Source organism: Prochlorococcus marinus str. MIT 1013 (genome assembly GCF_027359395.1).
GTDB classification, from domain to species: Bacteria; Cyanobacteriota; Cyanobacteriia; order PCC-6307; family Cyanobiaceae; genus Prochlorococcus_B; species Prochlorococcus_B marinus_E.
Map to the genome: position 1 here is coordinate 525,301 of NZ_CP114778.1, position 22,914 is coordinate 548,214.

Annotated in this window: 43 protein-coding genes; 29 read left to right on the forward strand and 14 right to left on the reverse strand. The window is 36.0% G+C overall.

Annotated features, from left to right (window positions below):
- Positions 1-63 precede the first annotated feature (63 nt).
- Entirely contained in the window at positions 64-246 is a 183-nt protein-coding gene (locus O5633_RS03375) for a hypothetical protein (RefSeq protein WP_269610668.1), read from the forward strand.
- Positions 247-375: 129 nt separating this feature from the next.
- On the opposite strand, the gene O5633_RS03380 is transcribed toward O5633_RS03375, so the two are convergent.
- Positions 376-1,425: a type IV pilin protein gene (locus O5633_RS03380; protein WP_269610669.1), complete on the reverse strand. Its 1,050-nt coding sequence runs from the start codon at positions 1,423-1,425 to the stop codon at positions 376-378.
- 4 nt (positions 1,426-1,429) lie between these two features.
- Positions 1,430-1,612, reverse strand: a complete 183-nt coding sequence (locus O5633_RS03385; protein ID WP_269610670.1) for a hypothetical protein — start codon at positions 1,610-1,612, stop codon at positions 1,430-1,432.
- A 455-nt stretch (positions 1,613-2,067) separates the two neighbouring features.
- Between O5633_RS03385 and O5633_RS03390 the strand changes: the two genes are divergently transcribed.
- The 6 genes from O5633_RS03390 to O5633_RS03415 all read left to right on the forward strand — a co-directional run bounded on the left by O5633_RS03390 (position 2,068) and on the right by O5633_RS03415 (position 5,125).
- Positions 2,068-2,286 carry a hypothetical protein gene (locus O5633_RS03390; protein ID WP_269610671.1) on the forward strand — a complete coding sequence of 73 codons (219 nt, stop codon included), beginning with the start codon at positions 2,068-2,070 and terminating at the stop codon, positions 2,284-2,286.
- 285 nt (positions 2,287-2,571) lie between these two features.
- Positions 2,572-2,949 carry a hypothetical protein gene (locus O5633_RS03395; RefSeq protein WP_269610672.1) on the forward strand — a complete coding sequence of 126 codons (378 nt, stop codon included), beginning with the start codon at positions 2,572-2,574 and terminating at the stop codon, positions 2,947-2,949.
- Positions 2,950-3,017: 68 nt separating this feature from the next.
- Entirely contained in the window at positions 3,018-3,182 is a 165-nt protein-coding gene (locus O5633_RS03400) for a hypothetical protein (RefSeq protein ID WP_269610673.1), read from the forward strand.
- Between the two features lie 49 nt (positions 3,183-3,231).
- Positions 3,232-3,654, forward strand: coding sequence for an alternative ribosome rescue aminoacyl-tRNA hydrolase ArfB (gene arfB, locus O5633_RS03405; protein ID WP_269610674.1), 423 nt, complete (start codon positions 3,232-3,234; stop codon positions 3,652-3,654).
- A 531-nt stretch (positions 3,655-4,185) separates the two neighbouring features.
- Complete coding sequence (locus O5633_RS03410) at positions 4,186-4,389, forward strand: hypothetical protein (RefSeq protein WP_269610675.1); 204 nt, start codon at positions 4,186-4,188, stop codon at positions 4,387-4,389.
- A gap of 478 nt (positions 4,390-4,867) precedes the next feature.
- Positions 4,868-5,125, forward strand: a complete 258-nt coding sequence (locus O5633_RS03415; RefSeq protein ID WP_269610676.1) for a hypothetical protein — start codon at positions 4,868-4,870, stop codon at positions 5,123-5,125.
- Positions 5,126-5,301: 176 nt separating this feature from the next.
- Here the strand turns inward: O5633_RS03415 and O5633_RS03420 are convergent, their stop codons facing one another.
- Positions 5,302-5,475: a hypothetical protein gene (locus O5633_RS03420; RefSeq protein WP_269610677.1), complete on the reverse strand. Its 174-nt coding sequence runs from the start codon at positions 5,473-5,475 to the stop codon at positions 5,302-5,304.
- 260 nt (positions 5,476-5,735) lie between these two features.
- Here O5633_RS03420 and O5633_RS03425 point away from each other — a divergent pair, with 260 nt between their 5' ends.
- The 4 genes from O5633_RS03425 to O5633_RS03440 all read left to right on the forward strand — a co-directional run bounded on the left by O5633_RS03425 (position 5,736) and on the right by O5633_RS03440 (position 8,177).
- On the forward strand, positions 5,736-5,924 hold the full coding sequence (locus O5633_RS03425; RefSeq protein ID WP_269610678.1) for a hypothetical protein: 189 nt from the start codon (positions 5,736-5,738) through the stop codon (positions 5,922-5,924).
- Between the two features lie 104 nt (positions 5,925-6,028).
- On the forward strand, positions 6,029-6,193 hold the full coding sequence (locus tag O5633_RS03430; protein WP_269610679.1) for a hypothetical protein: 165 nt from the start codon (positions 6,029-6,031) through the stop codon (positions 6,191-6,193).
- Between the two features lie 15 nt (positions 6,194-6,208).
- Complete coding sequence (locus O5633_RS03435; protein ID WP_269610680.1) at positions 6,209-6,391, forward strand: hypothetical protein; 183 nt, start codon at positions 6,209-6,211, stop codon at positions 6,389-6,391.
- A gap of 1,258 nt (positions 6,392-7,649) precedes the next feature.
- Complete coding sequence (locus O5633_RS03440; RefSeq protein WP_269610681.1) at positions 7,650-8,177, forward strand: hemagglutinin; 528 nt, start codon at positions 7,650-7,652, stop codon at positions 8,175-8,177.
- A 103-nt stretch (positions 8,178-8,280) separates the two neighbouring features.
- On the opposite strand, the gene O5633_RS03445 is transcribed toward O5633_RS03440, so the two are convergent.
- From O5633_RS03445 to O5633_RS03465, 5 genes are all read right to left on the reverse strand, one after another.
- Complete coding sequence (locus O5633_RS03445; protein WP_269610682.1) at positions 8,281-8,481, reverse strand: hypothetical protein; 201 nt, start codon at positions 8,479-8,481, stop codon at positions 8,281-8,283.
- 267 nt (positions 8,482-8,748) lie between these two features.
- A complete protein-coding gene (locus O5633_RS03450; RefSeq protein WP_269610683.1) occupies positions 8,749-8,991 on the reverse strand; it encodes a hypothetical protein in 243 nt (80 codons plus the stop codon).
- A gap of 35 nt (positions 8,992-9,026) precedes the next feature.
- The gene (clpS, locus tag O5633_RS03455) at positions 9,027-9,320 is read right to left on the reverse strand and encodes an ATP-dependent Clp protease adapter ClpS (RefSeq protein ID WP_269610684.1); all 294 of its coding nucleotides are present in this window, start codon (positions 9,318-9,320) and stop codon (positions 9,027-9,029) included.
- A gap of 45 nt (positions 9,321-9,365) precedes the next feature.
- Positions 9,366-9,515, reverse strand: coding sequence for a hypothetical protein (locus tag O5633_RS03460; RefSeq protein WP_269610685.1), 150 nt, complete (start codon positions 9,513-9,515; stop codon positions 9,366-9,368).
- Between the two features lie 527 nt (positions 9,516-10,042).
- The gene (locus tag O5633_RS03465) at positions 10,043-10,441 is read right to left on the reverse strand and encodes a DUF3104 domain-containing protein (protein WP_269610686.1); all 399 of its coding nucleotides are present in this window, start codon (positions 10,439-10,441) and stop codon (positions 10,043-10,045) included.
- Positions 10,442-10,852: 411 nt separating this feature from the next.
- On the opposite strand from O5633_RS03465, the gene O5633_RS03470 reads away from it, so the two are divergent.
- The 8 genes from O5633_RS03470 to O5633_RS03505 all read left to right on the forward strand — a co-directional run bounded on the left by O5633_RS03470 (position 10,853) and on the right by O5633_RS03505 (position 14,680).
- Complete coding sequence (locus O5633_RS03470) at positions 10,853-11,026, forward strand: hypothetical protein (RefSeq protein ID WP_269610687.1); 174 nt, start codon at positions 10,853-10,855, stop codon at positions 11,024-11,026.
- The gene (locus O5633_RS03475; RefSeq protein ID WP_269610688.1) at positions 11,023-11,163 is read left to right on the forward strand and encodes a hypothetical protein; all 141 of its coding nucleotides are present in this window, start codon (positions 11,023-11,025) and stop codon (positions 11,161-11,163) included. Before O5633_RS03470 ends, O5633_RS03475 begins: the two co-directional genes overlap by 4 nt.
- Positions 11,164-11,370 carry a hypothetical protein gene (locus O5633_RS03480; RefSeq protein ID WP_269610689.1) on the forward strand — a complete coding sequence of 69 codons (207 nt, stop codon included), beginning with the start codon at positions 11,164-11,166 and terminating at the stop codon, positions 11,368-11,370.
- A gap of 5 nt (positions 11,371-11,375) precedes the next feature.
- Positions 11,376-11,555: a hypothetical protein gene (locus O5633_RS03485; protein ID WP_269610691.1), complete on the forward strand. Its 180-nt coding sequence runs from the start codon at positions 11,376-11,378 to the stop codon at positions 11,553-11,555.
- Between the two features lie 65 nt (positions 11,556-11,620).
- Positions 11,621-11,884, forward strand: a complete 264-nt coding sequence (locus tag O5633_RS03490; RefSeq protein WP_269610692.1) for a DUF3764 family protein — start codon at positions 11,621-11,623, stop codon at positions 11,882-11,884.
- Positions 11,885-12,084: 200 nt separating this feature from the next.
- A complete protein-coding gene (locus O5633_RS03495; RefSeq protein ID WP_269610694.1) occupies positions 12,085-12,357 on the forward strand; it encodes a DUF3303 domain-containing protein in 273 nt (90 codons plus the stop codon).
- Positions 12,358-13,035: 678 nt separating this feature from the next.
- Complete coding sequence (locus O5633_RS03500) at positions 13,036-14,283, forward strand: integrase (protein WP_269610695.1); 1,248 nt, start codon at positions 13,036-13,038, stop codon at positions 14,281-14,283.
- Positions 14,284-14,536: 253 nt separating this feature from the next.
- Positions 14,537-14,680: a Photosystem I reaction center subunit IX gene (locus tag O5633_RS03505; RefSeq protein ID WP_269610696.1), complete on the forward strand. Its 144-nt coding sequence runs from the start codon at positions 14,537-14,539 to the stop codon at positions 14,678-14,680.
- 194 nt (positions 14,681-14,874) lie between these two features.
- Here the strand turns inward: O5633_RS03505 and O5633_RS03510 are convergent, their stop codons facing one another.
- Positions 14,875-15,039, reverse strand: coding sequence for a hypothetical protein (locus O5633_RS03510; RefSeq protein WP_269610697.1), 165 nt, complete (start codon positions 15,037-15,039; stop codon positions 14,875-14,877).
- A 256-nt stretch (positions 15,040-15,295) separates the two neighbouring features.
- On the opposite strand from O5633_RS03510, the gene O5633_RS03515 reads away from it, so the two are divergent.
- Positions 15,296-15,562, forward strand: a complete 267-nt coding sequence (locus O5633_RS03515; RefSeq protein ID WP_269610698.1) for a hypothetical protein — start codon at positions 15,296-15,298, stop codon at positions 15,560-15,562.
- Positions 15,555-15,977 (forward strand): hypothetical protein, encoded by a 423-nt coding sequence (locus O5633_RS03520; protein ID WP_269610699.1) that lies wholly within the window; start codon positions 15,555-15,557, stop codon positions 15,975-15,977. Before O5633_RS03515 ends, O5633_RS03520 begins: the two co-directional genes overlap by 8 nt.
- Positions 15,978-16,287: 310 nt before the next feature.
- On the opposite strand, the gene O5633_RS03525 is transcribed toward O5633_RS03520, so the two are convergent.
- The gene (locus O5633_RS03525) at positions 16,288-16,452 is read right to left on the reverse strand and encodes a hypothetical protein (protein ID WP_269610701.1); all 165 of its coding nucleotides are present in this window, start codon (positions 16,450-16,452) and stop codon (positions 16,288-16,290) included.
- Between the two features lie 148 nt (positions 16,453-16,600).
- Positions 16,601-16,810 (reverse strand): hypothetical protein, encoded by a 210-nt coding sequence (locus O5633_RS03530; protein ID WP_269610702.1) that lies wholly within the window; start codon positions 16,808-16,810, stop codon positions 16,601-16,603.
- 247 nt (positions 16,811-17,057) lie between these two features.
- Between O5633_RS03530 and O5633_RS03535 the strand changes: the two genes are divergently transcribed.
- Together O5633_RS03535 and O5633_RS03540 are read left to right on the forward strand one after the other, a co-directional pair.
- Entirely contained in the window at positions 17,058-17,603 is a 546-nt protein-coding gene (locus O5633_RS03535; RefSeq protein ID WP_269610703.1) for a hypothetical protein, read from the forward strand.
- Positions 17,604-17,617: 14 nt separating this feature from the next.
- Positions 17,618-18,019, forward strand: a complete 402-nt coding sequence (locus tag O5633_RS03540; protein ID WP_269610704.1) for a hypothetical protein — start codon at positions 17,618-17,620, stop codon at positions 18,017-18,019.
- Positions 18,020-18,035: 16 nt separating this feature from the next.
- Here O5633_RS03540 and O5633_RS11685 read toward each other — a convergent pair whose 3' ends face one another.
- A complete protein-coding gene (locus O5633_RS11685; protein WP_420063631.1) occupies positions 18,036-18,137 on the reverse strand; it encodes a helix-turn-helix domain-containing protein in 102 nt (33 codons plus the stop codon).
- A gap of 303 nt (positions 18,138-18,440) precedes the next feature.
- On the opposite strand from O5633_RS11685, the gene O5633_RS03545 reads away from it, so the two are divergent.
- Positions 18,441-18,707 (forward strand): Nif11-like leader peptide family natural product precursor, encoded by a 267-nt coding sequence (locus O5633_RS03545; RefSeq protein WP_269610705.1) that lies wholly within the window; start codon positions 18,441-18,443, stop codon positions 18,705-18,707.
- A 367-nt stretch (positions 18,708-19,074) separates the two neighbouring features.
- Here the strand turns inward: O5633_RS03545 and O5633_RS03550 are convergent, their stop codons facing one another.
- Positions 19,075-19,302 carry a hypothetical protein gene (locus O5633_RS03550; RefSeq protein WP_269610706.1) on the reverse strand — a complete coding sequence of 76 codons (228 nt, stop codon included), beginning with the start codon at positions 19,300-19,302 and terminating at the stop codon, positions 19,075-19,077.
- A 36-nt stretch (positions 19,303-19,338) separates the two neighbouring features.
- On the opposite strand from O5633_RS03550, the gene O5633_RS03555 reads away from it, so the two are divergent.
- The 4 genes from O5633_RS03555 (at position 19,339) to O5633_RS03570 (ending at position 21,519) form a co-directional block, all read left to right on the forward strand.
- Complete coding sequence (locus tag O5633_RS03555; RefSeq protein ID WP_269610708.1) at positions 19,339-19,473, forward strand: hypothetical protein; 135 nt, start codon at positions 19,339-19,341, stop codon at positions 19,471-19,473.
- 232 nt (positions 19,474-19,705) lie between these two features.
- Complete coding sequence (locus O5633_RS03560) at positions 19,706-19,858, forward strand: hypothetical protein (protein WP_269610709.1); 153 nt, start codon at positions 19,706-19,708, stop codon at positions 19,856-19,858.
- 782 nt (positions 19,859-20,640) lie between these two features.
- The gene (locus O5633_RS03565; protein ID WP_269610711.1) at positions 20,641-20,976 is read left to right on the forward strand and encodes a hypothetical protein; all 336 of its coding nucleotides are present in this window, start codon (positions 20,641-20,643) and stop codon (positions 20,974-20,976) included.
- A 186-nt stretch (positions 20,977-21,162) separates the two neighbouring features.
- Entirely contained in the window at positions 21,163-21,519 is a 357-nt protein-coding gene (locus O5633_RS03570; protein WP_269610712.1) for a DUF2834 domain-containing protein, read from the forward strand.
- 36 nt (positions 21,520-21,555) lie between these two features.
- Here the strand turns inward: O5633_RS03570 and psb28 are convergent, their stop codons facing one another.
- Positions 21,556-21,912 (reverse strand): photosystem II reaction center protein Psb28, encoded by a 357-nt coding sequence (gene psb28, locus O5633_RS03575; protein ID WP_269610714.1) that lies wholly within the window; start codon positions 21,910-21,912, stop codon positions 21,556-21,558.
- A gap of 220 nt (positions 21,913-22,132) precedes the next feature.
- Between psb28 and O5633_RS03580 the strand changes: the two genes are divergently transcribed.
- Complete coding sequence (locus O5633_RS03580) at positions 22,133-22,834, forward strand: esterase/lipase family protein (RefSeq protein WP_269610715.1); 702 nt, start codon at positions 22,133-22,135, stop codon at positions 22,832-22,834.
- The last annotated feature ends 80 nt before the right edge of the window (positions 22,835-22,914 follow it).

Sequence of the window (22,914 nt, forward strand, 5' to 3'; positions counted from 1 at the left end):
TTGTATAGTTGATACTCGCTTGACAGTAGATTTATCTTCTGGAATTAATCTTTTTAACTCACTATGGGAGAAGCCAAAAGAAGACAAGAGTTGGGATTGCCTCCTAGAGAAAAGAAAAAAAAGAATGAAGAAAAGAAAGCTGGTTTCATGAACAATCTTTCAGCAAAATATCCTTTTTTGCCCTTCATCCTCGGTGGTGTTCTCTTAACTGTTCTCATAGTTGATCTTGTGAATTACTACAAATAAAAGGATTGCTTGAAAAAGTTCTCGTCTTGGTTTTGCTGAGAGTCATCAAAAACAACTAAAGGTTTCTAAGCAAATCACTGCAAAGAAAAAACAGTAGTGTAAATACAAGAAAGTCTTATTTTTTTCTGTCTATCGACCATCACATATTACAACTGAATTCTGATTGAGAGTGCTTCCATTATTTTCATTAGTAGAAACAGATGACAGATTAACTCGATTGCTTTCGGCACTATCCCAAGTGCTCAAGGTAGGGAATGCCCATGGTTTTTTATCGTTCAAAGGGACACTGGAAATAGGTGTAATACCTTTGCCATCTACTGTCTTATCAACTGACATACTAATTTGATCGATCTCAGTGCCTTTTGAGGAGTAGATATTAAATGTATAAGGATTATCTGGGTCTACTTCTGCACTAAATTCTCCATCTGATGCGTTAATGACATCAACAGCTTTTTGAGCAAAAGGGTTCAACCATTCTCTACCATGCTTTGATGGATCATGATAGTAAGTAATTGTGGTCTGCACATCATCAACAAGCCAAGTTTTATCTCCAACAATTATAGTTACAGGTTGCAAAATCAAATCAACTGTATCGCCATCATTTATGACTCCTGATCCTAGCCAACCAATTGCAAAGTCTACTCTTCCTAAATTGTTAGATCTAGCTTCTCTACAAGAAAGGCCACTATCAGGACCAAATAAAACAGACTTGTTACTATTAGAACTGACACATATCATTCCTAAGCACTCCGTAAAGTTAGTACCTGTTACTCCTTTAAAGCTATAAGTCAACTCATTATTATTAGTCGCCAATATAAAAGTAGGCAATTGATCCGGTTCATTAGGTATTGCACGAATCAAGCCAGTTCCTAATGCTCCATTACAGCTGCTAGAAATATCTGATTCAATCTCATATGACTGCAGATTACTGGTCACAAATGTTGCAACGTCTCCTCCGTCTTCTTTTCCTTTAACAGCACATTCCATTTGAATTTGCTTCAAAGCAGTCAAAGCACTCATTGCCTTGGCTTTGCGAGTAATGCAGCCAAATGTTGGCAGAGTAATGCTGGCTAATACAGCCAGCACAGAGACAATGACCACTAATTCAATTAAAGAAAAGCCTTCTCCTTTATTTCTAGAGAACTTCTTCAAAATTATGTGCTGTAATTCTTGCTCCATCTAGTCAATCTAGATTATTTATGTCATATGTAAATATATGCGTCATTTCAGACAAGGCTGCAATGGAGATAAACATCCACAAAGTTTTTCTAAGGAATGTCAAAGCAGGTATTAATTGCAAATTGATAGTTCTTCCATCCCCTGATACCCCCTCAATAGGACTGTTAGTCCAATCGTTTAGATACATTTTTTGATTGGAATGGTTTCGATTATTAAATATTGCCAACACTAACAATTTATCAGGATTTGAATTTAAATTTTTTCATTGCTCTTATCTAAACAAGATTAGAAGGAGAATCTTCAAAAGAGTCTTTGTTAGCCAATTTCAACTACAATTTGTATTACGTTCTACTATTTTCCGAAAATGATTGATTGACAATTCAACTGGCGCCTAGAAAGGATTATCCTCATCGCATGACTTTGTACTGTTCTTATTGTTTATTTAATGCTTTTTATCTAGGCCTTAGAAAATAATAAAACCATAATTAAAAGTAATAGAAAATATTAGTGGGCGTGAAAAAGGATTGGTGATATTTAAGGCGTTAGTCCTACAAATCTTAGGTATTGCATATTACTTGAGCACTCTTGACATATAATTAGAATTTCTTAGTCTTCTTTTATATTTCTGATAATTTTTAAAGGATGACTTTTGCTACGACCTATAGCTATAGCGACAGACAAATTTTTGATATTAAGACTTTAATGGAAGGAATTAGATTTATTATTGTTAATTCTATTTTAGCCTTTATTTTTTTATTTCTTTCTGTTGAAGAACTTGAATGGGCAACATTCTCATATAGGGAGAGAATTACAGATAAGGTTATTGACGAAACATCATGGAATATAAAAACATTAATTTAATTCTGAGCTACTTTATTATCCCTTGTACTATAAAAGCTTTTATTAGCAATCAATCTTAAGGAATTACAGCAAGAAATAATAATCCCTAAGCAATATAACACTACCTTACTTTTGTAACACTCACGTAGTAAATATCTTCAATCTTCTTCCTACTCCAACCATAAGAGCAATGTCATGAGGAGTAGAAATATTTCACAGACTTTTTGAATGCGTCGAGAAATTTGCAATTATTAGAATTAAAGTAGTTCTAATTTTGTGCAGCAAGTCTAGTTATCAGAAATACTAATGACAAATAAGAAGACAGTAACAAAAACTCTTGCATCTTATGACAGACAAATCAGAAAGGGAATGGGCTTTTGGATAAAGCATCGTCCATCTCGTTGGGGATATTTTCTACCTGAAAGATTTTTAAGACCTTTACTCAAATTTATGAAGACGAAAGGTGTTAAAAAATTGATACTAATATTTGCTTTTATTTTTAGCTTGATATTTGTTGGAGTTATACCAACTTTAAGTTTTATCTGGTCAAATATTTTCAGGCTATGGTTGATTCTCCTTTTTATCCCATTGATTTATTGGACATTAGCAATTACTTCCGTATACACGAGGGTGGTTGCTCATGGAGTTTATGAATTCATAAGGGCTTTTCTTGTTGATTCGTAGAATCTGTAGTATACAAAATCAGTCCATATAGACCTAGAAGTGTTCAGACCATCTTTTACTATCTAAGTATGGAATCATCCAATTGGGAACCTACAGAAGAAGAACGGGAAGTAATGGAAGTGGTTTGGATGCAAGTGAAATGTGCATGCGAGAAATTAAAAGAAGAGACAAATGCTCGAAATAAACACATTGTGAAAATGCTTAAAGAAATGGCTGATTGTTATTACTCATGAACAATATTGAAGGCTCTAATAGTTATGTCGACGAAAATATAGAAGTCAAATGAACCTAACGATTAATTCTAAGCTTGAAATACCCGTCAGCGAGATACAGTGGAGATTCTCTAGGTCATCAGGAGCAGGTGGACAGAACGTAAATAAAACAGACAGTCGAGTTGAAATTGTATTTAACGTATCTGAATCAAAAACTTTAACTCAATTCCAGAAACATAGGATCTCAATTCAAAATGAAGTAAAGCTCATTAATGGTTGTATATGCATAGCTGTTCAGAATAAGAGAACTCAATATAAGAATAGACAATTGGCTTTAAGTAGACTTGCTTCAACCTTAAGAGAACTTTTAAAGCCACCTCCAAAGAAGAGAAGGGAAACTATACCTACACGCTCATCACAGAGGAAGAGGATTGAGTCAAAGAAGAAACGAGGTGAATTAAAGAAGAACAGACAATCAAAAAGAGATTATTGAAAAACAATTAATAGATCGCCGAAAAAATATCTCCTGCTTCATTAATCTTTAATCTCAGAAGTCTATGCAGTCCCTGGAGATCATCCAATTTTATTCTTTAGCTGCTGCCTCCAACATCGACTCTTTGAAGTCTGATGATCTCCATGAGCAATAGACGTTGATGGAGATGACAAATATGTATCGTCCACAATGCCTGTCACAGCAATAGTTTAAATGTTGCCATGCAATGTAAATGCTAGCTAAAAGTATGTGTTTAAGAGTGTCTTCTTCGAAATACTCCTATTTCTCTAATGAGTTTAATACTTCTGGTGAAGTACTTATTGGTTTTGATTCGAAGGCATTGCCAGAGTGTTAGCTAAGACCATGTCAGAAAAAGCTAATAAGTTGGATCTATAAAGGTTATGAGAAGAAGTAATGTTGCAACAGTTCATCTCAATGGATGAGAATGAATTATCTGATCTTTTATGACATGCACAACCAACTTCGCACACTTGAGATTTAAAACTTCAATAAAATTTTCTTTTTCAAATTATGCATTTTCTTTTTGGTCTTACTCTCTCTGAGATGGGAATAAGCTCGTTATTACTTGTCATAATAATTTCTTTTAGCATTTTATTTGTTGTTGCCTTTGGCCTTAGCTCCAGAAATATGGATAGTGATGGAATTATGAATTGGATGATGAAAAAGCCAGAAGACTGGATAGGGAAAAAAAGTCATAAAGTATCAGGCAAATAGAGTGGGTTTGACTCCATATAGCTTCCATTGCACGATTGAATAAAGATATTCATGCTGTCGAGGCTCACCAGATCTCTTTCAAATGGCAAATTATATTCTGGAGAAATTCATTGAATTCATGGTGAGGAAGTTACCAAGATAGTTAGTGAATATCGAACAAAAATTAAAAAGCCATTCTCGTTTTAGGAGTAAATACAACAAACAGCAGCAAAAAAAAGATAGGAGAATACGACCTCAAGGGAAAATCAGGTTTAAAGAGGTTCTTACTAAATTCTATTCACGTTGATGGTGTAATACGTAAGCATCATCAATTAAAGCAGGAGACAGTCGGTGAAATAGTGTTCCGTGCTAAGCCAAAGCAGAGGAGGGAGGTCTGTCACTTCTCCTGATAATTCGAAGGGTTAGATGGTCAACCTCTTCTCTTCGAAAACTACCTCACAGAATATTTAGTTAACCCTCCTAACAAAAGAATTTTCTTTTGCCTAGTATTCTTCTTAATCAGATGGCTGGAATGATTGATTTTATTGAGAATATTCATTTTGCTGCTGATGTATGGGCTGGGAATATTCAAAACGAGATGGATGCTAGGTATCAAGAAAAGTCAATGCTTACAAATCTTTTTACCGAACATAAGTTTTTGGGTTGGGCTGGACTTCTTTCAATCTTCGTAGCGATTTGCGCAATATTTTATTTCCAATTTCAAGCATGGGAACAAGAAGATCAAGAACAAAAATAAAAATAACCTGCTAAGCCCTAGACTAGCTGACAAAAATAGCTGATCTTACCAAATAAAATTAAGCAAACTTTTTTCAGCTCCATCTAAATTTTTATATCTATTAAATAATGTTTTATTGGTATCTAACGCCCTGATAAAAAAAGGATTTCAATCAGAGTAGTAGATGAAGTTTATTGTCAAACGCTCATTTGCTTTTGCAGCACAAGTGCTTCTGCATTTCTTCTTTGAGCTTCTAACTTTGCTTCTTGCTTTGCTGGAGAGGTGTATTCAGTGAGCTTAGTCATAAGGTCGAGAGTTGTATGAGTGATGATCTCTGGGTAAATAGACGGCGAATGTAGCGTGGAGTTCATCTTACTTGGTACAAGATTGCACTAAATATGGTGCTATTAATCCCAAATGGAATCGGAATTTACACTTATTCGCAAACAGAAAACTGAATTAATATGAAATCGCACATCATTTTGAAAAATAGCTTTTTCAAGGCACAAAAAATACTGATCTAAGTTTGCCCATTTCTTTACTATTGCAATCGGTTGTCAACTGTCTTTGTTTTTGAAAACCTCAGGAAAACATTCTTGGATATAGAGTTTTTTTACCGTTCATTAATAATGTGTCTAATCTTACCTCTCGAGGACTCTCGAAAAAAAGAGTCTTAAAAGCAGAAAGACTACAGAGAGCTCAACTTGCAGCATTTAAGAAAGGAGTATTTACTTCTTACAAATCTTCAGTTTTCGAGGATAGACAAAAGCAAGCTCTGAAGAAGTTGCAGCAATGGAGTCTTAAGTCAGAATTGAATTAAATTCTGATGTCATTCGAATAACTAGGAAGTAGTACTTGAGTAAAAGCCGAGGTGTTGAAATCACAAGGAATCAAGTAGAACAAAGTTATCCGAATAGGAGGTTTATGAAGCTAAGAACTCCATTTTCTGTCATCAAAAATGCGATGAGTGATATTCGAGTCATGCATAATTTCAATGACGCAATCCCTGATGAAACCAGAGAGAAGTTTTGGAAAGAAGAATGTGAAATCCATCCAACTTCGTCAACATGCAAAGTTTATGACGACTAATAAAACAAAGATTTAATGGACCCGTTAGATCCTGCCATTCAAAGTACAGCTGTAACAGGAGTTAAGCCTTTATTAACTCTGGCGATATTTGCTGGAGTAGGCTCTTTTTTCCTTGGAGCACTTGTTACTGCTATTAGAAGAGGAATGAAAGAAGACAGTTGGTTCAAATCCAACAAAGAAGAAAAAGAGCAAGACTAAGCAATTGGTTTTTTAAGCCTTTAATTTATACAAGACAAATTGGAGTCGATAAAATACAAATGGAGTTCTTTGATGAGTTTAAATAATAGGTGGTATTATTCCTAAATTGATTGGATTAGCATTTTTTAGTGGGGTGATTATTTATTTCGATCAAACCAGAGAAGGAAAAGTTAGACCAGAAGAAAAAGATCCTCCTCACCAATAAAAAAGATTATTTGAGCTAAAGCTCAAATAATTGGTGGCATAGTTCCCAACCTGATTACTTTTGGACTATCTATTGGTGCGATTGGCTATTTTGCTCTAACTGGAAAAATGGCTTAGATATTCTGGTTGGGAAAAAAGAATTAACAGGTATAGAAGTTTGGTCTGGGCCTGGTGGCAAGATTGCAAAACCTATGGGGTTAGCCTTTACTGCTCTTAGTCAATGATCTATGACCTAGAAAGTTTATGGATAGCCTTATCAGCCTTTTTTAAAATTTTTAGAGCCTCTTTTCTAGAAGTACAAGCATCCGCTTTAGCTTGTAGTTTTAAAACTTTAGCGTTTTGTTTATCTAAGTTCATCCGACATTGGATAAAAACGAAGAAGTAAACTAGCAGCTTTAGGCCCTAACCGAGGGAAGCTGAATCGTAAGGTTCTCTAATTTGTATTTTTTGAGCTTTGCAATAGAAACCCCCTATTTAATAGGGGGTTTCTAACTTCAATAGTTACTCAAAGCTCCTTATTGGAGTCTCAGAGTGAATTGGTTAAGCCCGGTATGTAGGAAATGCAAGGCTAAGATTTTTTATCAAGGAAATCGGAGAGCTACCTTTAATAAATTTGCGAGCAAAGAGACAGGATTTCAACGTCTGTCCCCTCCGCTGACTTGAGCTTGAAAGCAACGTGTCTTTAGAAGAAGTTAATAGCTCAGTCGTGAGAAGAATCAAATTGAAGTTCTCTAAAACTGATGTTCGGTTAAGGTAGTGCTTTCCTACTCCCTTTTCAAAGATTGGGGGAGTAGACCAAAGGTGTATCAAGGAGGGCTTATGAAACTCTTTACTCCTTTTTCCATTCCTCAAAAAGACAACTGCGATTGTTGCAGGAATAAAACTAATAAAAGAAGAAAAGTTGAGATTCTATTTTTAGATCAATTATTTAAATTCCTCTATAGGGATAGGTTTAATTATGTTTTCGACTGACCTAGGTCTATAAAAATGAAAACCATTCAAGGCCAGATAAACATTGATGTTCTATGGACAAAATAGTAACGGAGTATTTGCAATGCGTTTAAATTTTGTTCCTACTCACGTTTTCCGTGAAACACCTCAAGTATCGTTCTTCGATGCAGGAGTAAAAGGATCCAATGGCTCTGATGTAGTCATTCATCACGGCAATGCCATCTCACCCCCAAACGATGGTGATTTTGAGCAGTATTACGTACATCGACATCAAATTGATCACAATTTAGTGATCGAAGGTAGCCGTATTTTTACTTTGATAAATCCTGAATGGGAAGAACCTTATCACATTGTTTATTTAAATCGTGCCATGGGTGCACTTCAAATTCCTGTCGGAACATTTCATCGATCAATCTCTAATTATGAAGGAAGTATTGTTCTAAACCAAGCTATAAGAGATGAAAAATTTAATCCTAAAAATGAATTTACACCTGTTAGCTTAAGAGACAGAAAAGATTTACAAGAAACTCAAAAGAAAAATCCTGTTTACTGGTTTTGGGAAAAAGATCAAATAAAAAGAATTAAGTTAGATTCAATTCAATCTAAGGAAAAAGTTTTAAATAAACTTTAGGGAAATTTAAGAGGAAATTTAAAATCCAATATAAGCTCAACTCCTATGAAAGAAAGTAATATAAGTTGATAGCCAATTACCCATCTAAATAACTGGGTCTGATTTAGGTCAGCCCTTTTTTATTTTTTTTCATGCTGTCTCTAGCATTTGAATCATTTTCTAATGTTGTATTAATCAAACCTTGGAAGTCTCCAAAGGCAGAGGCGATACCAAACATCACGATAAAACTTAAACCAGCAACAATCGTCACAATCCAAGTACCTGTTCCCATATTGAGTGGTACTGCAAATAAAGGACTAGGCATTCAAAAATCATTTACTAATAAAACACCATAAAGAGTTTTGGTTGTTTAACGGTTCCTTCTGTATGAAAAGAAATAAACAATTCAAAAGACAGATAGGTAAATAAAGAAAACTCCTATTGGGTTTAAACCTGTCACCGATGAAATTTGAGTCCAAATAGTATTGATCAAAAATCACACCATATCCAAGCATGTGATCAAAAACTCCCTAGCTTCTGAAGTACCAAGACAGGACAAATCCAATGAAAGCTAAACTGCGAATATTGCCATCTATCTTTTTTCCTTTTTCATATCGTAATTAAATTTGGTAGAAGCTTTGTTGCCTTGCCAACTAAGAGTGCCTTGATACATGTCCTCACCTTGTAAATATCTAATTGCCTCATCCGACATTGGATCAGGTGAAGGTGCTTCAACTATTTCCTCTTGAGGCATTGGCTCAACATCTTCTGCTTGAGCTGCAAAAGGGCGAAGAAACAAAAGAAGACAAAGAACAAAAGAAAAGCATTTTTTCATTGTTATTCTGAGAATTTCTATATAAAAGAGGAATTTTATGTTTTTTCAATTGGTGCCATTGTTAATCCTTTGCTGATTAGTTGCTGATGATATAGCTCTGCCTGTTCAAGGGGGCCTCTCCATACTTCCGCCAAACCTTCCCTATCTACTTCGACGGCAAGTAACCATGATCTTTTTTCACTCATTCCTGGGATGATTGCCACAAGACAATTTGCTACATGTTCAAACGTATTAAAATTATCATCAAGGACTATTATCCTTGCTTCTGGATATTTTCTTTTTGTTGTCTTTGGATCTAAGACTGTAGTTGAAGTAGTTTCTTGATCCATAAAAATGGGGGCCAATGCCCCCAAGATAAATCAACTCTCGACCTATTAAGTGTTTAAGTCGAATTTTGATTCAGTAGTCTTAACTGGAATTGGATTATTTGCTAAAGAATCATCTCCTGAGGAAGCTTGAAAAACAACTCCAGCCCCACCTATCAATAAAACTGCGAACATGATTGCGTGATATGCAGTAAACATTTTCTAAAATCTAAACTTATAAAAATCTAATCAGTTGAGATGTAGCAGTGATGTAGTACAAAGCGAATGTTTCTGGGGTGTTTCTCCTACTACTGCTAGGCGGTGGTCGATGGCGTAAAACTATGCAAAAGAAAACCCCCACGATGGAGGGTTAACTGAAAACTATGTAAAGAAGTTTTTCAAGGGGAAAGATTAAACATTCCAACACTTCGGGTTCTCAAAAAAGTGCAGACTTAATGACCTTTTTGAATTCCCAAGAGAGGACAGGATTTCGATGACCGTCCCCCGATCTTGCTTGATGATGCTTCCGTATTACGCCATTAAATTGTTAATAATTTAAAAAGAACTTCTCTAGTCCGAATTTTCGCTTGAGGTAGTGCTTTCCAAACTTTGCTTGTTTTCTGGGTTGATGTTCACCTATAAATGAATAGAGGCCAAACCTCATCAAGACATAATTGACTTTATATAGTACGAGTCGATTAATAACCCCTCTAGTTATTGGAATTTCTAGAGGGGTTTCTTGTTTGTTATTGCTGTTGCTGTTGTTGCTGCTGTATTTGCTCGTAAAAAGTAGAGGGCTTTTTAATTGTTGTCCGATATTCACTAACTATCTCGGTAACTTCCTCACCATGAATCCAGCGGATTTCGCCAGAATCCACATTTGCGATCTGAAAAAGTGTCGGTGTGCCTGGATCTCGTGAACCACCTATAAATGTGAGAACTTTTCCTATTTGATCCGCCTCGTATAAGACAGCGTCACCCGGTCTGACTTTTAAAAATAAAGGTTTATCCATAAATTCATTCTGTCCAAATCCATCAATCATGGGAAGTATCCTTTTAGACCAATTTCGAAGTCTGTTAAATAAAGTAGTTTCAGACAGTATTTGACTAAGAATTAAAGCTATCACTGGGGAGTAAAGACTCATGAGATCCCTCTGAGATAACAGTCTCACTTTCCAATTAAAAAAGACAGGCTGGTAAACCTGTCTCTGACTGATCGGGGCGACAGAATTCGAAACTTCGACCTAGTGCTCCCAAAGTCTTGGTTCTCATCCAGTGAGAACGGTAATATTCAATCTATTACTGTAATCTTAGACTGTATACTTCTCCATGAGACTGTAAACCTACGACCACTAAAGGGTGCTTTTACACTCAAGTGAGTGTAGAAATAAGGCAGTCCAAAAGCATTATCGATTTGGTGATTAAACTAGGCAACCACTTTCAAATCAGATGAAAAACATTTCTAAAGTTATTGCAATCGGAATTGTTGCGATCTTTGTTCTTTCTGCATTTGCAGGATTATTCGGGACTCTTTTATCAAGCTAATCAATCTCGTCATGATTTATAAAATCGTTAGGCATGATAAAGAATCTGATGATATTACTGACCAATCATTTATCAGTTATGACGAGGCATACGATCTATTAGAAGAAATATATTCCGATGTTTGTTGTTCTGATGCTGATTATGGGGACCGTCCCTATTATGAAATTATTGAGGTAAAAGAATGAAAATTATAGATAGGCATAAGCAACTAATTGCTTGGTATAAAAAGAAGATTGGTGTGACTGATTATGGATTACTTTGGCTTGTCTTTTTCAAAGGAGTATTTGTAGCTCTAGTACTAGAAAGATTGATTGTTCACTAAATGTTTAATCAAGACGTCCTATTGGAATATCTAAGTTCACCTGAGGGGATTAATAAAATTATTGTAGGAATAATCATAGCTGGAGCCATTAATGCAATTTTCATTACCTATAGCGTTAGAAGTACTTATGGAGCTGCAAAAAAAGAAAGAGAAAAACTAAAAATTCAACAAGCTAAAATTGATAAATTATCACCGACACAAGAATAGATTATATGCCTCTTTTAAATCTATGGAGAAGAACATCAAGAGGTAGACGTTTAAATATTAAACGTGTCATTTTATTCCCTGTAATCGTTTATGCAGCCTATATTTTTATTGATAGCTTTATGCCTTTGTTTATGGTTGGATTTGTAGTTTGGTTGTTGTATAGCTGGTATGGGAATAGGAGGTAGGTTCAACAAAATTTCGTTCAAACAATACGAAATATGTTCTAATTACTGAGTCTTATTAATTAAAAATGAAGGTAGCAACTCGGATCGTCTTTAAGATCAGCAACACTTTCTCTGAATGGGCGAAAGCATTTGATGATGATCGCGCCAATCAAGAAGCCGCAGGGATAAAAGCAATCTTTCGAGGTGTCAGCGAAACAGATTCTTCCACTGTGATGGCAATCCTTGAGGCTGAGCCAGGAGTTTTAGGCAAGTACATGGAAGGAAACAAAGATGTAGAAGCTTCTGGTCACATTATTGGTAGTGAAGAATTTTCAAATTGGATGGCATAAAAACACATTAATCGCACTAATCTTTAACTGGTTGAAAGCCGATTGCTATCCGAACCAGTTGGACTGACTTAGGTCAGTCTTTTTTATTGGTTGATGACTTGGATGGGTTTGGAAGAAAAGTAACTGTCAAAGGGTGATCATCTTGACAAGCAACTAAGACAAAATTCGTTTAGAAGAATCAGGTCTATAAAAAACAATTTATGCTCTACATACAGCATTGGAAATTCAAGCCTGGTTATCACCAAAAGGGTGCAGAAAAATTTTTAGCAACTGGAGCTCCCTATGCTGGAGCAGAAATGCTAGGTCGCTATCACGCACCTGGATCTCTTGAAGGTTGGATCCTAGTTAAAGCAGAAGATCCAAAAGCACTTTATGAGCATTCAGCGCAATGGGCTGAATATCTAGATTGGGAAACCACTCCAGTATTTACAGATGAAGAAGCGGGTCCAATTTGCGCAAAAATCTACGGTTAAACCAAAAACGAATCAATTACACCTGATGGTTAATTGAATAAATTGGGCTGACTTAGGTCAGTCCTTTTTATTCAATTAACCATCATATAGAAAAGAAATCCTGCGAGAATGGTTGATTTTGCACCAATGCCATAAGCAATTATCTTTCCAAATCTTGCACCTTTGGAATAATTAGACCAATGATTATAAGCCTTATCACAAGAAGTAATTTCTAATTAGAGAAAAGGTTTAGCGAGAAAAGGAAGTTGCTATGCACTACACCTCCCTTAACTCTCACTGGATCAATGGTCACTGATTACAAAATATAACTAGAAATTCTTTGTTCCTATAGGACTGTTGAGGTAGGGCTAACAAGCACAGAAAGTTCAAAACCATTGCTAACAAATACAAGTAACTATTCGGGAGATCCCGCTGAGATCCCAGTCTCATTTACCCATTACAAAAGACAGGCTGGGGAACCTGTCTCTGACTGATCGGGGCGACAGGATTCGAACCTGCGACCTTGTGCTCGTAAAGCCCACGTTCTCCCCTAGTGAGATCCGTAATATAAAAGTTTTGAAGTTAATGTTTCTAATGCTACTCAGACCCTAAGACTTACTACTAATGACCACTAAAGGTTGATTTTACACTCAACTGCGTGTAAAAAAAATAAGTAGTAGCAACCGAGTGCTCTCTTAATTGCCGAAAGCAGCCTCAGAAAGTTGGGTAAAGGATTTCAGGAAATCTGTTAAAGCTTCATGTCCAAAAGGTTGGCTCGTTATGGCTGGAAGGAAGGAAAGCATGAGAGTTCAAGTCTGGAAGAATAAAAAAGTTATTGGTGACGTATCTATTCCATACAAATGGGAAGAAAAATTTTGGCCTGACGCATTACTAAGAATTAGATCGGCAGCAAAAGCTTATGAAGAATCAAAGCAGAGACTAGATATAAAAACTTGCTTCAATATTGCTCAAACAGTTTCAAACAATACTGAAATTAATTGGGAAGAATCAATCGAAGCTTATAGGGAATTTAAAAAAGATCTTGTAAAAGATTCGACATGGCGTAACAAATATCACCCTGTCTTTAACAACGTAATCAATGCCACTAGAAATACTTCCAAAGCACCTTTAAATGGGCCAGCACTTTGCAAGGTTGCACTTAAGCAATGGCAACAAGGAACACCGATAAGAAGACACATGCGCCTAGCCCTTTTTGGGTTTCTTCGGTTTTGTGTTCAGGAACAGCAGTTCGAGTCCACGTGGTTGCCCCCAGCCGTAACAGATAAAGATTTAGTCACTACTAAAAAGAGAGTTGGTTATCCATTAACTGATTCACAAATTCTCCGATTATTAGATTCTTTCCCAGCAGATGAAATTGGTAATAAATGGAGGTTTGCTTTTCAATGTATAGCTGTTTATGGCCTAAGACCTGAGGACCTCCGAACAATCCATACCCGTAATGGTGGACAAGAAATTTGGACTAATTACCAAAAGTCCAGAGGTGGAAAGAAAGGAGAAAAGACAGAGGCTAGACGTTTATATCCCCTGCTGGTCCATGACATTGATGGTCCCATTAACTGGCATCTAAAAGAGCAATTAGCGATATGTGAAAAGGAAGGTTTGAATCTACTTCCTCCACTTGGAAAAGAAGGAAATGCTGGCGATGCTTGTAGAACTTATTTAAGTCGCAGAAAAGTTTGGCAGGCTATCAGAAAAGAAGTTTCCAGGGAAAATCAAGAATTAACTGCTTACAGCTTTCGTCATAGATATGCCTACTGCGGTCACAATCGACCTAAAGCAGATGGAAGTTATAGAGCGCTAAAACAAATTGCTGATGCAATGGGTCATACATTAGATACTCATCTTTTGAGCTATTCCAGATTCCAAACGAAAGATCTAGCTAGTGCTTTTGACGAAACCTCACTCCTAGTAAAAGGAACATATTGATTCATAAGAAAAATTTATTCAACGGTTAGCCCTACCCCGATCTAATCACAGAAAAAGAAGGCAGCTTTTAAATTTAAATATCGGTGATTCTGGTCTGCGTTTCACTGAAAAACATTCTCTCCACTAATTAGAAATGACTGCTGCAAGCTATAAATCTACTGCTATAAAAGTTTTGGTTCTTTGGAATCTGCCTGCATTACTTTTAGTTGCTGGAGCATTTCAAGTTTGTTCATCTGTAATCGTATAAAATATTATGAAATCGTTTTTTAAAATATTTCGAACTAAATGGTTTAGATCAGCGCCAGTTGTTGCAACAATTTTTATGTCGATCACAGCTACCAACATCATTGTTTTTAATTACTTTTTTCAAGATCTTTTATTTCATCCAATGTCCTAAAAGTGAATAAGCGTATACAGTTCTTTTTGATTTCAAAGATAACAATATTCACAGCCATTGCTTATTCGGGCGTCATGGCTTAAATCAAATGCATCGAAGCTCGTCCATATATACAAATACTGAGTTAAGTCATAGAAAACGTCTATTATTATCCTTTATCAAAAGAGACATAGTGTTCGTGCAATAGTGCACTTCTAAGTGATTCTTCTGTTGATTCTTTTTCTCAATTCATTTAATTGAACGTTGAATCTTAATTGCTTTATATGATCAAGCTTTTCAGCCATATCTACAGGCATTGTTCGAGCGGCTTTAACTAAAGCGAAAGCGTACCTATGTGTATCTTTAGGAAAAGAGTCCATAGTCGAAGTAAGGACTTATATACTCACTCAAGCGAAAACGATAACCAGTTGTCCATAGGTATATAAAATTTGAGTATTAGTGCCGAGAGCAATAAAAGAGAGTTTTGACCTTTAATAGAAAAATCGGCCCATTAAATGTATGACTAGAAAAGAATTTATGGATAAGTTCTTTGATCTTTGCAAGGATGCTCAAGAAGAAATTCCACCAAATGTGATCGCAGAAATTCTCAGAGATTATGCAGATAGGTTGGATTAGATGAAAAAACTCTTTGCTTTGGTTTTTGGTCTTTTTTTGTTTTTCAGTCCTTTGGCAGTAGAAGCAGAAGAGGTTGCGATAATACCCCAAGTGGAAATAGCTGAAGTACTTGCTCTTGAGCCAATGACCGAAAAGCAATTAAACGATTTATTTGGAGAGGAAATGTATATAGGAGAAACTGATTGGCGAGGTAACAAGGTTTCAACTAAAAGGGATTACAACAAGAAAAAGAAAAATAGAGAGGACAGCCCGACCTCAAATGACTGAACCTGAAGTCCATCCAAAGAAATATTTTGACCAAATAGAGGTGTTTGGCTCCATGGAGAAGCGTTCATGGATCCATGGTCCAAACTCACCCAAGAGATTCTTTATAAATGAACCAAAATGCCCTGTAAGAAACCCCTTCGACAGAATCGATGGAGTTGTAAGGGAAGAGGGAATAAAAATGTTTGATAGTTTGATTTGGCAGAGTTGGGATGAAGATGGAAATATTCCAAAAGCAGCTAAAAAGTGGTTTGAAGCAAGAGTGAAAGAGTTTAAAGCTGGAACAGATATTGATCTTGTTTGTAACTGTCGAAGATTTAGAGGTCAAGATAATGCAGTAGGTCTACAAGCTAAATACCCTTGCGATTGTCATGGCTATACATTGAAAAAATATATTGAATTTTTAGCAAACAATTAGTAACACTATTTCCTTTAACCTAGTCTTCAAGCAATAGAGCACCTCCTCACAGTTGCAGGTCGGTCGAAAACGAAATCAAATCTATCCCTGTAAAGGAATTTAAATAGTTAGAGAATGCAGCTGTTCCAGAGAAAGAAGTACGCTTACACCAACCGTTATCAAGGACGAAGAGACCTTAAGTTCTTTTGCCATTGTGGAGAGGTAACTCTTGATTTATTTGTATCGCACGCATTTTTAGGGTGCCGCATCCTCCGATACATTTTTGCAGCAGCAATAAAAGAAGAGAGAGGCTATTTGCCTCCCTCGCTGCTTAATTAAATTTTTTATTGATTCTTATCTTTAATGCTTCGGCTTGATAATTGCTTCTTATTTCCGTTAGGTGGGGGAGCTTTTCGGCTATATCAACAGCCATTTCTCTTGCTGCCTTTACTAGCTCGAAAGCATACCTATGAGTTTCTTTTTTGTAAGAATCCATAGTCGAAGTAAGGATTAAGGTAATATTTTGATGAAAAAGATAACCATTAGTAAATGAATAAAATTACTCAGATTGTTCATACGGTAACAAAAGTAACCGTTAAGCCATAGACCACTGCTTAGCAGTAGTTGGGCTAACTCCATAAATATCAGCAATCACATAGGTGTGGGTGTTCTCCAGTTGCACAATAGTCTGACGTTGAACCTCCACTACCTGTTACACCCTCACAAGTGTATTCACCTGCACCACCTGTATCCATAAAATCGAAAGCACCTATTCCATAACCGCTACCCCCGCCTCCAGCACCAATACATCCAGTCAGTAATACCGCTATGGGTAGAAAAAATAAATTACGCAAAAGTGTCGAAGCCTATCCTCTTATACAAACACTTGTTTAATCCATAGACCACCTTCTAACAGTGGGCAGGGAAACCCCGTAAATATGTGAGGTTTTCTTCCAGCTCCAAACATATTTTCCATACCTGTTAATTCTTGTTTTCTTGGTATCTAACGACCAGATAAACAGCATTAGTTGAACCATAAGCACAACACAAAGCAACGCCAAAACACATGGAAAGGTGTCATTAGTTTGAAAGAGTGCTTTTATGTCGAGTGAGGACTTATGCCCTACGACTTCGATTCGTTCTTTTATGCGCCGCCTTTTATTTGTTGCCCTGACAGCTGGGCTTCTATCACCTACCGCCGCGATTGCAGACACCTATGATGCACTCTGCAATGACAATAATTGTCAAATAACTATTAATGAATCTGGTTTGGCTGGTCCTCAGGGCTTAATTGCTAAAGAAAAAATTACTCAATGGTATAGAGGTGGAGATGAATACAACCTTGCTTCAGGTGCTACTGGAGGTGCTGCTGGAGGTACGGTTGGATTGGCTGTTGGTACTGCAGCTTGTATGACTGGAGTATTTTGTCCAGTAGCATTGGCCGTTGGTGTGTTTGGAGGAGGGAAAACAGGTGCAAGATTAGGTAATGGGAAAAATGTCTTTTTTACTGTGATGGGACAACAAGATGATGGTTCAAATTACGTTCAAAGTTTTAGATTTTTAAATAAGAGAACAGCAAAAAAACTTCAAAAAGAATTAATTAAATTCACTGGGTTGCAAATGGGACAAGTTAAATCTTCTGGATAACTATCTGTATAAGAATGAAACGCCTACTACTTGCACCGTTAATATTTGGAATTGCTGTACCTATTAATGCTGGAATCTATTACTACCCCTCTTATCAAGATGGAATAGAAGTTCGTTGCAAAGATGGCAAGCCTAAGCACCTTGTAGAAATCTCTAAGTCTGGTAGAGGACTGAAATTAGAGGGATATGGAGAAGATCAATACTCATGGCCGATAACTTATTTATTTCCAGAAGCCTCAGACGAAAAATATAAATACTTCCCTTCTACTGCTGGTACTCAATGCAGTTATCGAAAACTCGATGAAAAAGAAAAGAACTCATTAATTCTCAAAGCCTTCAAGACTTGTGTTGGCATTGAAGGAACACCTGAAGAGAGAATAGAAAAAAGTAAAAAGTATTGCTTTGGGTGGAATTAGATGAAACGCTTCCTCCTTAAGCCATAGACCACCGCCAAGCGGTAGTTGGACTAACTCCATAAATTCCAGCAACCTTTTTCCAACTCCACTTATTACTCTGGTTTGTATAAATAATCAGCCATTAAAGCGAATCACTCTTTATGCTCTTACGAACAAAAAAATTCTCTTTTTAAAAGTGACTGAAATTAATTCTGAAGTGTTAACTCAATCAGAGAAACCCGTGGACTTTAATACCACCAAAAAACAAGAAGGTTTTTTATCTAATATATTTTCTCTTATGAATAAGAACCCCAACTACAAAATGTTGGGAGCACTTGGAATAATGCTAGTGAATTTTTCTGTCTGCGTAACAATCGCTAATTGGCTAAAACATTCAAGTCTGGTCTCCTAAGGGGCAAAAAGTTTAGTCATAATGAAGACCATGGCACTACAGCAACTAAAGGCTTTTCTTACAGAGCTTCAAAAAAATAAAGAATTACTCAACGCTATAAGAGTTGCTGCTACCGCAAATGAAATTGCAGAAATAGCATCGGGATTTGGTTATCAATTTTCAGGTGATGAATTAAAAGCGGCCTCAAAAGAAAATATTGCTGGTGTAAAAATTAAGAAACAAGACACATCTCCCTCTTATAGCTTTGGCGAGAGTGGAATAGATCCTAATGAAAGAAATTATAGAAGTGGTAACTAATGGGAATAGCAATCACATATGTCATTGCAAATCTTGCAGTGCTGGGATTATTTTTTTATGTCACTTATCGAATGACCAGAAAAAGCTAATGAATCACTTAAAAGCTGTTTTGCCATTTTTAGCGGCACTTGGTGTTTACTTCTTGGCACTTAATTCGTCGATGTATCAACAAATGAATCAACCCCACTCAGTCGAAAACTAAATCAAATCTACCCCTGTAGAGAGTTTTAAATAGTTGATCTAAAAATGGGTTTTCAGCTTCTTTTCTTTTATTAGTTTTAATCCTGCAAAGATCGCAGTTGTCTTTTTTGGGGATAGTGAAGGGAGTAAAGAGTTTCATTAAGTCCTCCTTTCTTACACCTTTGGTCTAATCCTTCTTATTATTGGTTGGTAGTAGGAAAACACTACCCAAACCGAACATCATTACTTCAAGAATACTTTTTATATTTATCGCATCGGTGAATGGAATGTTCATCCCCTGTCTCACCGAAAAACTTTCACCCCATACCGCAATGACTTCAATAAATAATTCTTCAGCAGCTAAGTTCCTAGCTCTTTTTTGTATCCCTGCGCTAATCCTTGCATCAGGATCCATTGATGTAGCTACTTCTGTAATCGTTTAATTAGCACAATGCCTAAAAATTTTTCACCTGATTTTTACGAATCCATCCTTGAAGCTTCAGACAAGGGAGAGCTTTGGGGAATAGAAAATAGTGATTTAACCCCGCTAGAAATTCAGTTGCTTCTTTCTCATGACTTCAGCTGATAAAGCAGCATTCGAAAAGAAGGCTTTTAAGCTTCTTCCTTTTCTTATTTTGGGAAAAATTATATTTGCCACTTGGTTTATTTCCTACTTGGTGCAACTCTAATTTTATTAGTCTTTGCCATAGGCCACCGCTTAGCAGTAGTAGGAGAAACACCCCAGAAACATTCGCTTTGTACTACATCACTGCAATATCTCAACTGACTAGATTTTTCATAAGTATAGGTTTTAGAAAATGTTTACTGCATATCACGCAATCATGTTCGCAGTTTTATTGATAGGTGGGGCTGGAGTTATTTTCCAAGCCTCCTCAGGAGATGATTCTTTAGCAAATAATCCAATTCCAGTTAAGGCTACTGAATCAAAATTCGACTTAAACACTTACTAGGACGACAGTCGATTTATCTTGGGAGCATTGGCTCCCATTTTTATGGATCAAGTAAAAACAGGTTAAAACAAGAAACCCCTCTAGAAATTCCAATAACTAGAGGGGTTATTAATCGACTCGTACTATATAAAGTCAATTATGTCTTGATGAGGTTTGGCCTCAATTAAATATATAGGTGAAATCAGGTTAGAAAACAAGTAAAGCTTGGGAAGCACTACCTCAACCGAACATCAGTTTAATTAAATTCTTTTTAGATTCTTATCACACAAGTGCGAGTAACAAGGTTAAAAACTGTGTTGCGGATCAAGCTCTAGTCAGAGAGGGGGACAGTCGTCGAAATCCTGTCCCTTTGCTCGCAAACAATAAAAAAAAGTTCATTAGGTCTGCACTTTTTTTATGTAAACAAACACTCAGGTTAAGCCTTGCATTTTCCTACATACCGGGCATAACCAGTCTCTTCAACACATTGATTAGGCGCTTTGAGTAACTATTAAAGTTAGTTAGCCCCCTCTTAAAAAAGGGGGTTTTCTATTGCCAATAAATCAATACTCAGTTGCTATGCATATGTTTTCGATCATCGCCTAAACCACATAACTCGATCAATGCTCTTGCATTACTAGCAACAGAAGCTGTTCGCCCTAAGACAAGACTTTTTTGAATGGCACTTTGATGTAAGTTTCAATGCTTTTTGTCAGTTGAAAAACTAAAGTTAGTTCTAATTTTTACTGGGTTTTGTGCGTTATTGGCTAATCCTTTTATATGTAATTCGTTAGCATTATCTTTTGATACGTCCGGTTCCCATCGTGCTTCAACAGTCAAAGCTAAAAATTATTGAGCAAATTATTGAAGAGTGGATTTATTGCTATCCAAGCAGAACCCTTTCACAAGAAAAAATCGAAATCCTAAAAGAACAACATTATCAAAATCTAAGAGATGATATGAGAGGAGTTGTAAGTGGAATCGTTTCAGCCCCGGCATGGATTTGTCGGGAGATTGACTTAGAGGAAGGGGCTAATTGGTTCTTAGTAGTAGCGACTTGCTTGGATTTAATCCACTCCAATAAAGATGGGAAAATAATCACTAAATATACTGATCATTTTCATAACAACCTTGGCTGATCAATAATTGTCAGTTTTTTTCAGTCCCTAACTACCTAAGGGCTGTTATCAGTAACAAGATTGATTGGTTTTTAAATTAACTTTCCTGTCGCTAGCTTTTAGAAAACTGGGACATATGTATTTTGTTGATTTTTTATACATCAAGAGATCATCCTTTTTAGCTATAAATGATTTTTATTTAAACCAATGTGGTCTAACATTCGCCTTTCTATTTATGGCGTAACTGCACTAGCTGGATTGATTTGGCCTTTTTATTTCATAGCGAAATTTGTCAGTCAGGTTCAAAGTGGTTCTGTCGGAAGCTCAATCATCGAAATAGCTAATACTTTTATTGATGGAGCTTGGGCAACACCAACATCTGGTTTTGTTTCTGCTGATACAGCAGTTTTATTAATTGGAATATTTTCTTTCTATGCTGCCGAGGGTAAAAGACTGCAAATGAAATTGTGGGGTATTTACTTCCCTCTTACTTTTTTCATTTCATTAGCTTTCTCATTTGGTGCTTTCATGTTTATGAGAGAAAGAACAATCAATGGCGATTAGAAAACTAAAGATAAAGATTATTGTCTTTGGCTTTAATTACTTTTCATTATTCGCTTCATAAGCAAGACCATTTTGTTTGGCATATCGATTTGCGAAACGCATGAATCTATTAAAATCTCTTTGTGATCTCCAACAGTAAATAGCTTCTATAGCAGTATATTTCCCGTTTTTTTTTGAAACAGCGATATTTATTTCTCTAGTAGTTATTCTCCCTTCTTCGTCAATTAAATACATTCCTTCTATTTCCTTGAAATCATCTGACATTAATGCGTCAGGACTATTAAATCTGAAAAAAGCTTGTCCTGTTTCTCCATCATTGCTTTTTGTAAGCCTTATTTCTGGAATAACTTTTTCGTCGACACCGTTAAAAAATTGTATCGCAACATCCTTCATCCACTTTTCTTGATTTATTTTTTACTTTAAATGCTTTTTTAGAGAGAACTTTAGAGAATGTCATTGAATACATCGATATGTAGTCGCTATTACTATCAGAGAATCTTCTAAAATAATTAAATTAGTAAGTTTATTAAAATTAAGCATTTCAAAAATTTCAATAAGTTAATGATTACAATGGTTTCTCAGAGTAAATTCGTTTGACCTTTTGTACTAAATCATGAATAAATATTTTGATCAGCCAATTGTTATACTTGGTGGTTTCTTGATTGACGGTAGTGCCTATAAGGAAATGACAGAATATATTAAAAGTAGAATAAATAACAAAGTAGTAATAGTTCCAGTAAATAAAATTGAGTGGCTTAGTACTAATTGGTCATTTGGTTGGAAGAATATTCTTGATAAAGTTGAAAAAATAGTGACAGAATTATCGAAAGAATCGTCTACGAATAAAGTCACTTTGATAGGTCATAGCTCTGGCGGGATGATCCTCAGATTGTATTTATCAGATCTTTTATTTAGTCGGAAGATCTACAATGGGAAGGATTATGCCAATTGCTTAATTACACTAGGAAGTCCTAATCAAGCAAAAAGGGCCACCTATCTACGTAATTTTGTAAGTTCTAAATTGCCAGGTAGTTTCTATAGCGCAGACGTTAGTTATATATCTGTTGCTGGTGAATTAGACTTGAACGGACCTATTGCGACAAAGACATCAGTGAACTTAAGCAAGTCATCTTATAGGGCCTTGAATGGAAATGGAGATGTTATTGGAGATGGACTAGTCCCTAGAGATTCAGCATTACTAATTGGCTCAAAACAGGTAGTGATGAAAGAAACAGCACATGGAAAAGCTTTTGGTAAGGATTGGTATGGCTCTAAAAATAAAGTTGAAGAATGGTTGAATAAATCATCGGAATGAAATGGTAATAATTCTAAGTAATATAAATGGTTTTCTCTTTGTAAAAATTGACTTAAGATAAATACTAGAAGATCATATAT

Bases quoted from the DNA above. Each gene is read 5' to 3' on its own strand.
- O5633_RS03375 (WP_269610668.1), top strand. From the start codon at position 64: ATGGGAGAAGCCAAAAGAAGACAAGAGTTGGGATTGCCTCCTAGAGAA.
- O5633_RS03380 (WP_269610669.1), bottom strand. From the start codon at position 1,425: ATGGAGCAAGAATTACAGCACATAATTTTGAAGAAGTTCTCTAGAAAT.
- O5633_RS03385 (WP_269610670.1), bottom strand. From the start codon at position 1,612: ATGTATCTAAACGATTGGACTAACAGTCCTATTGAGGGGGTATCAGGG.
- O5633_RS03390 (WP_269610671.1), top strand. From the start codon at position 2,068: ATGACTTTTGCTACGACCTATAGCTATAGCGACAGACAAATTTTTGAT.
- O5633_RS03395 (WP_269610672.1), top strand. From the start codon at position 2,572: ATGACAAATAAGAAGACAGTAACAAAAACTCTTGCATCTTATGACAGA.
- O5633_RS03400 (WP_269610673.1), top strand. From the start codon at position 3,018: ATGGAATCATCCAATTGGGAACCTACAGAAGAAGAACGGGAAGTAATG.
- arfB (WP_269610674.1), top strand. From the start codon at position 3,232: ATGAACCTAACGATTAATTCTAAGCTTGAAATACCCGTCAGCGAGATA.
- O5633_RS03410 (WP_269610675.1), top strand. From the start codon at position 4,186: ATGCATTTTCTTTTTGGTCTTACTCTCTCTGAGATGGGAATAAGCTCG.
- O5633_RS03420 (WP_269610677.1), bottom strand. From the start codon at position 5,475: ATGAACTCCACGCTACATTCGCCGTCTATTTACCCAGAGATCATCACT.
- O5633_RS03430 (WP_269610679.1), top strand. From the start codon at position 6,029: ATGAAGCTAAGAACTCCATTTTCTGTCATCAAAAATGCGATGAGTGAT.
- O5633_RS03435 (WP_269610680.1), top strand. From the start codon at position 6,209: ATGGACCCGTTAGATCCTGCCATTCAAAGTACAGCTGTAACAGGAGTT.
- O5633_RS03440 (WP_269610681.1), top strand. From the start codon at position 7,650: ATGCGTTTAAATTTTGTTCCTACTCACGTTTTCCGTGAAACACCTCAA.
- O5633_RS03445 (WP_269610682.1), bottom strand. From the start codon at position 8,481: ATGCCTAGTCCTTTATTTGCAGTACCACTCAATATGGGAACAGGTACT.
- O5633_RS03450 (WP_269610683.1), bottom strand. From the start codon at position 8,991: ATGAAAAAATGCTTTTCTTTTGTTCTTTGTCTTCTTTTGTTTCTTCGC.
- clpS (WP_269610684.1), bottom strand. From the start codon at position 9,320: ATGGATCAAGAAACTACTTCAACTACAGTCTTAGATCCAAAGACAACA.
- O5633_RS03460 (WP_269610685.1), bottom strand. From the start codon at position 9,515: ATGTTTACTGCATATCACGCAATCATGTTCGCAGTTTTATTGATAGGT.
- O5633_RS03465 (WP_269610686.1), bottom strand. From the start codon at position 10,441: ATGAGTCTTTACTCCCCAGTGATAGCTTTAATTCTTAGTCAAATACTG.
- O5633_RS03470 (WP_269610687.1), top strand. From the start codon at position 10,853: ATGATTTATAAAATCGTTAGGCATGATAAAGAATCTGATGATATTACT.
- O5633_RS03475 (WP_269610688.1), top strand. From the start codon at position 11,023: ATGAAAATTATAGATAGGCATAAGCAACTAATTGCTTGGTATAAAAAG.
- O5633_RS03480 (WP_269610689.1), top strand. From the start codon at position 11,164: ATGTTTAATCAAGACGTCCTATTGGAATATCTAAGTTCACCTGAGGGG.
- O5633_RS03485 (WP_269610691.1), top strand. From the start codon at position 11,376: ATGCCTCTTTTAAATCTATGGAGAAGAACATCAAGAGGTAGACGTTTA.
- O5633_RS03490 (WP_269610692.1), top strand. From the start codon at position 11,621: ATGAAGGTAGCAACTCGGATCGTCTTTAAGATCAGCAACACTTTCTCT.
- O5633_RS03495 (WP_269610694.1), top strand. From the start codon at position 12,085: ATGCTCTACATACAGCATTGGAAATTCAAGCCTGGTTATCACCAAAAG.
- O5633_RS03505 (WP_269610696.1), top strand. From the start codon at position 14,537: ATGAAATCGTTTTTTAAAATATTTCGAACTAAATGGTTTAGATCAGCG.
- O5633_RS03510 (WP_269610697.1), bottom strand. From the start codon at position 15,039: ATGGACTCTTTTCCTAAAGATACACATAGGTACGCTTTCGCTTTAGTT.
- O5633_RS03515 (WP_269610698.1), top strand. From the start codon at position 15,296: ATGAAAAAACTCTTTGCTTTGGTTTTTGGTCTTTTTTTGTTTTTCAGT.
- O5633_RS03520 (WP_269610699.1), top strand. From the start codon at position 15,555: ATGACTGAACCTGAAGTCCATCCAAAGAAATATTTTGACCAAATAGAG.
- O5633_RS03525 (WP_269610701.1), bottom strand. From the start codon at position 16,452: ATGGATTCTTACAAAAAAGAAACTCATAGGTATGCTTTCGAGCTAGTA.
- O5633_RS03535 (WP_269610703.1), top strand. From the start codon at position 17,058: ATGTCGAGTGAGGACTTATGCCCTACGACTTCGATTCGTTCTTTTATG.
- O5633_RS03540 (WP_269610704.1), top strand. From the start codon at position 17,618: ATGAAACGCCTACTACTTGCACCGTTAATATTTGGAATTGCTGTACCT.
- O5633_RS03545 (WP_269610705.1), top strand. From the start codon at position 18,441: ATGGCACTACAGCAACTAAAGGCTTTTCTTACAGAGCTTCAAAAAAAT.
- O5633_RS03550 (WP_269610706.1), bottom strand. From the start codon at position 19,302: ATGGATCCTGATGCAAGGATTAGCGCAGGGATACAAAAAAGAGCTAGG.
- O5633_RS03555 (WP_269610708.1), top strand. From the start codon at position 19,339: ATGCCTAAAAATTTTTCACCTGATTTTTACGAATCCATCCTTGAAGCT.
- O5633_RS03560 (WP_269610709.1), top strand. From the start codon at position 19,706: ATGTTTACTGCATATCACGCAATCATGTTCGCAGTTTTATTGATAGGT.
- O5633_RS03570 (WP_269610712.1), top strand. From the start codon at position 21,163: ATGTGGTCTAACATTCGCCTTTCTATTTATGGCGTAACTGCACTAGCT.
- psb28 (WP_269610714.1), bottom strand. From the start codon at position 21,912: ATGAAGGATGTTGCGATACAATTTTTTAACGGTGTCGACGAAAAAGTT.
- O5633_RS03580 (WP_269610715.1), top strand. From the start codon at position 22,133: ATGAATAAATATTTTGATCAGCCAATTGTTATACTTGGTGGTTTCTTG.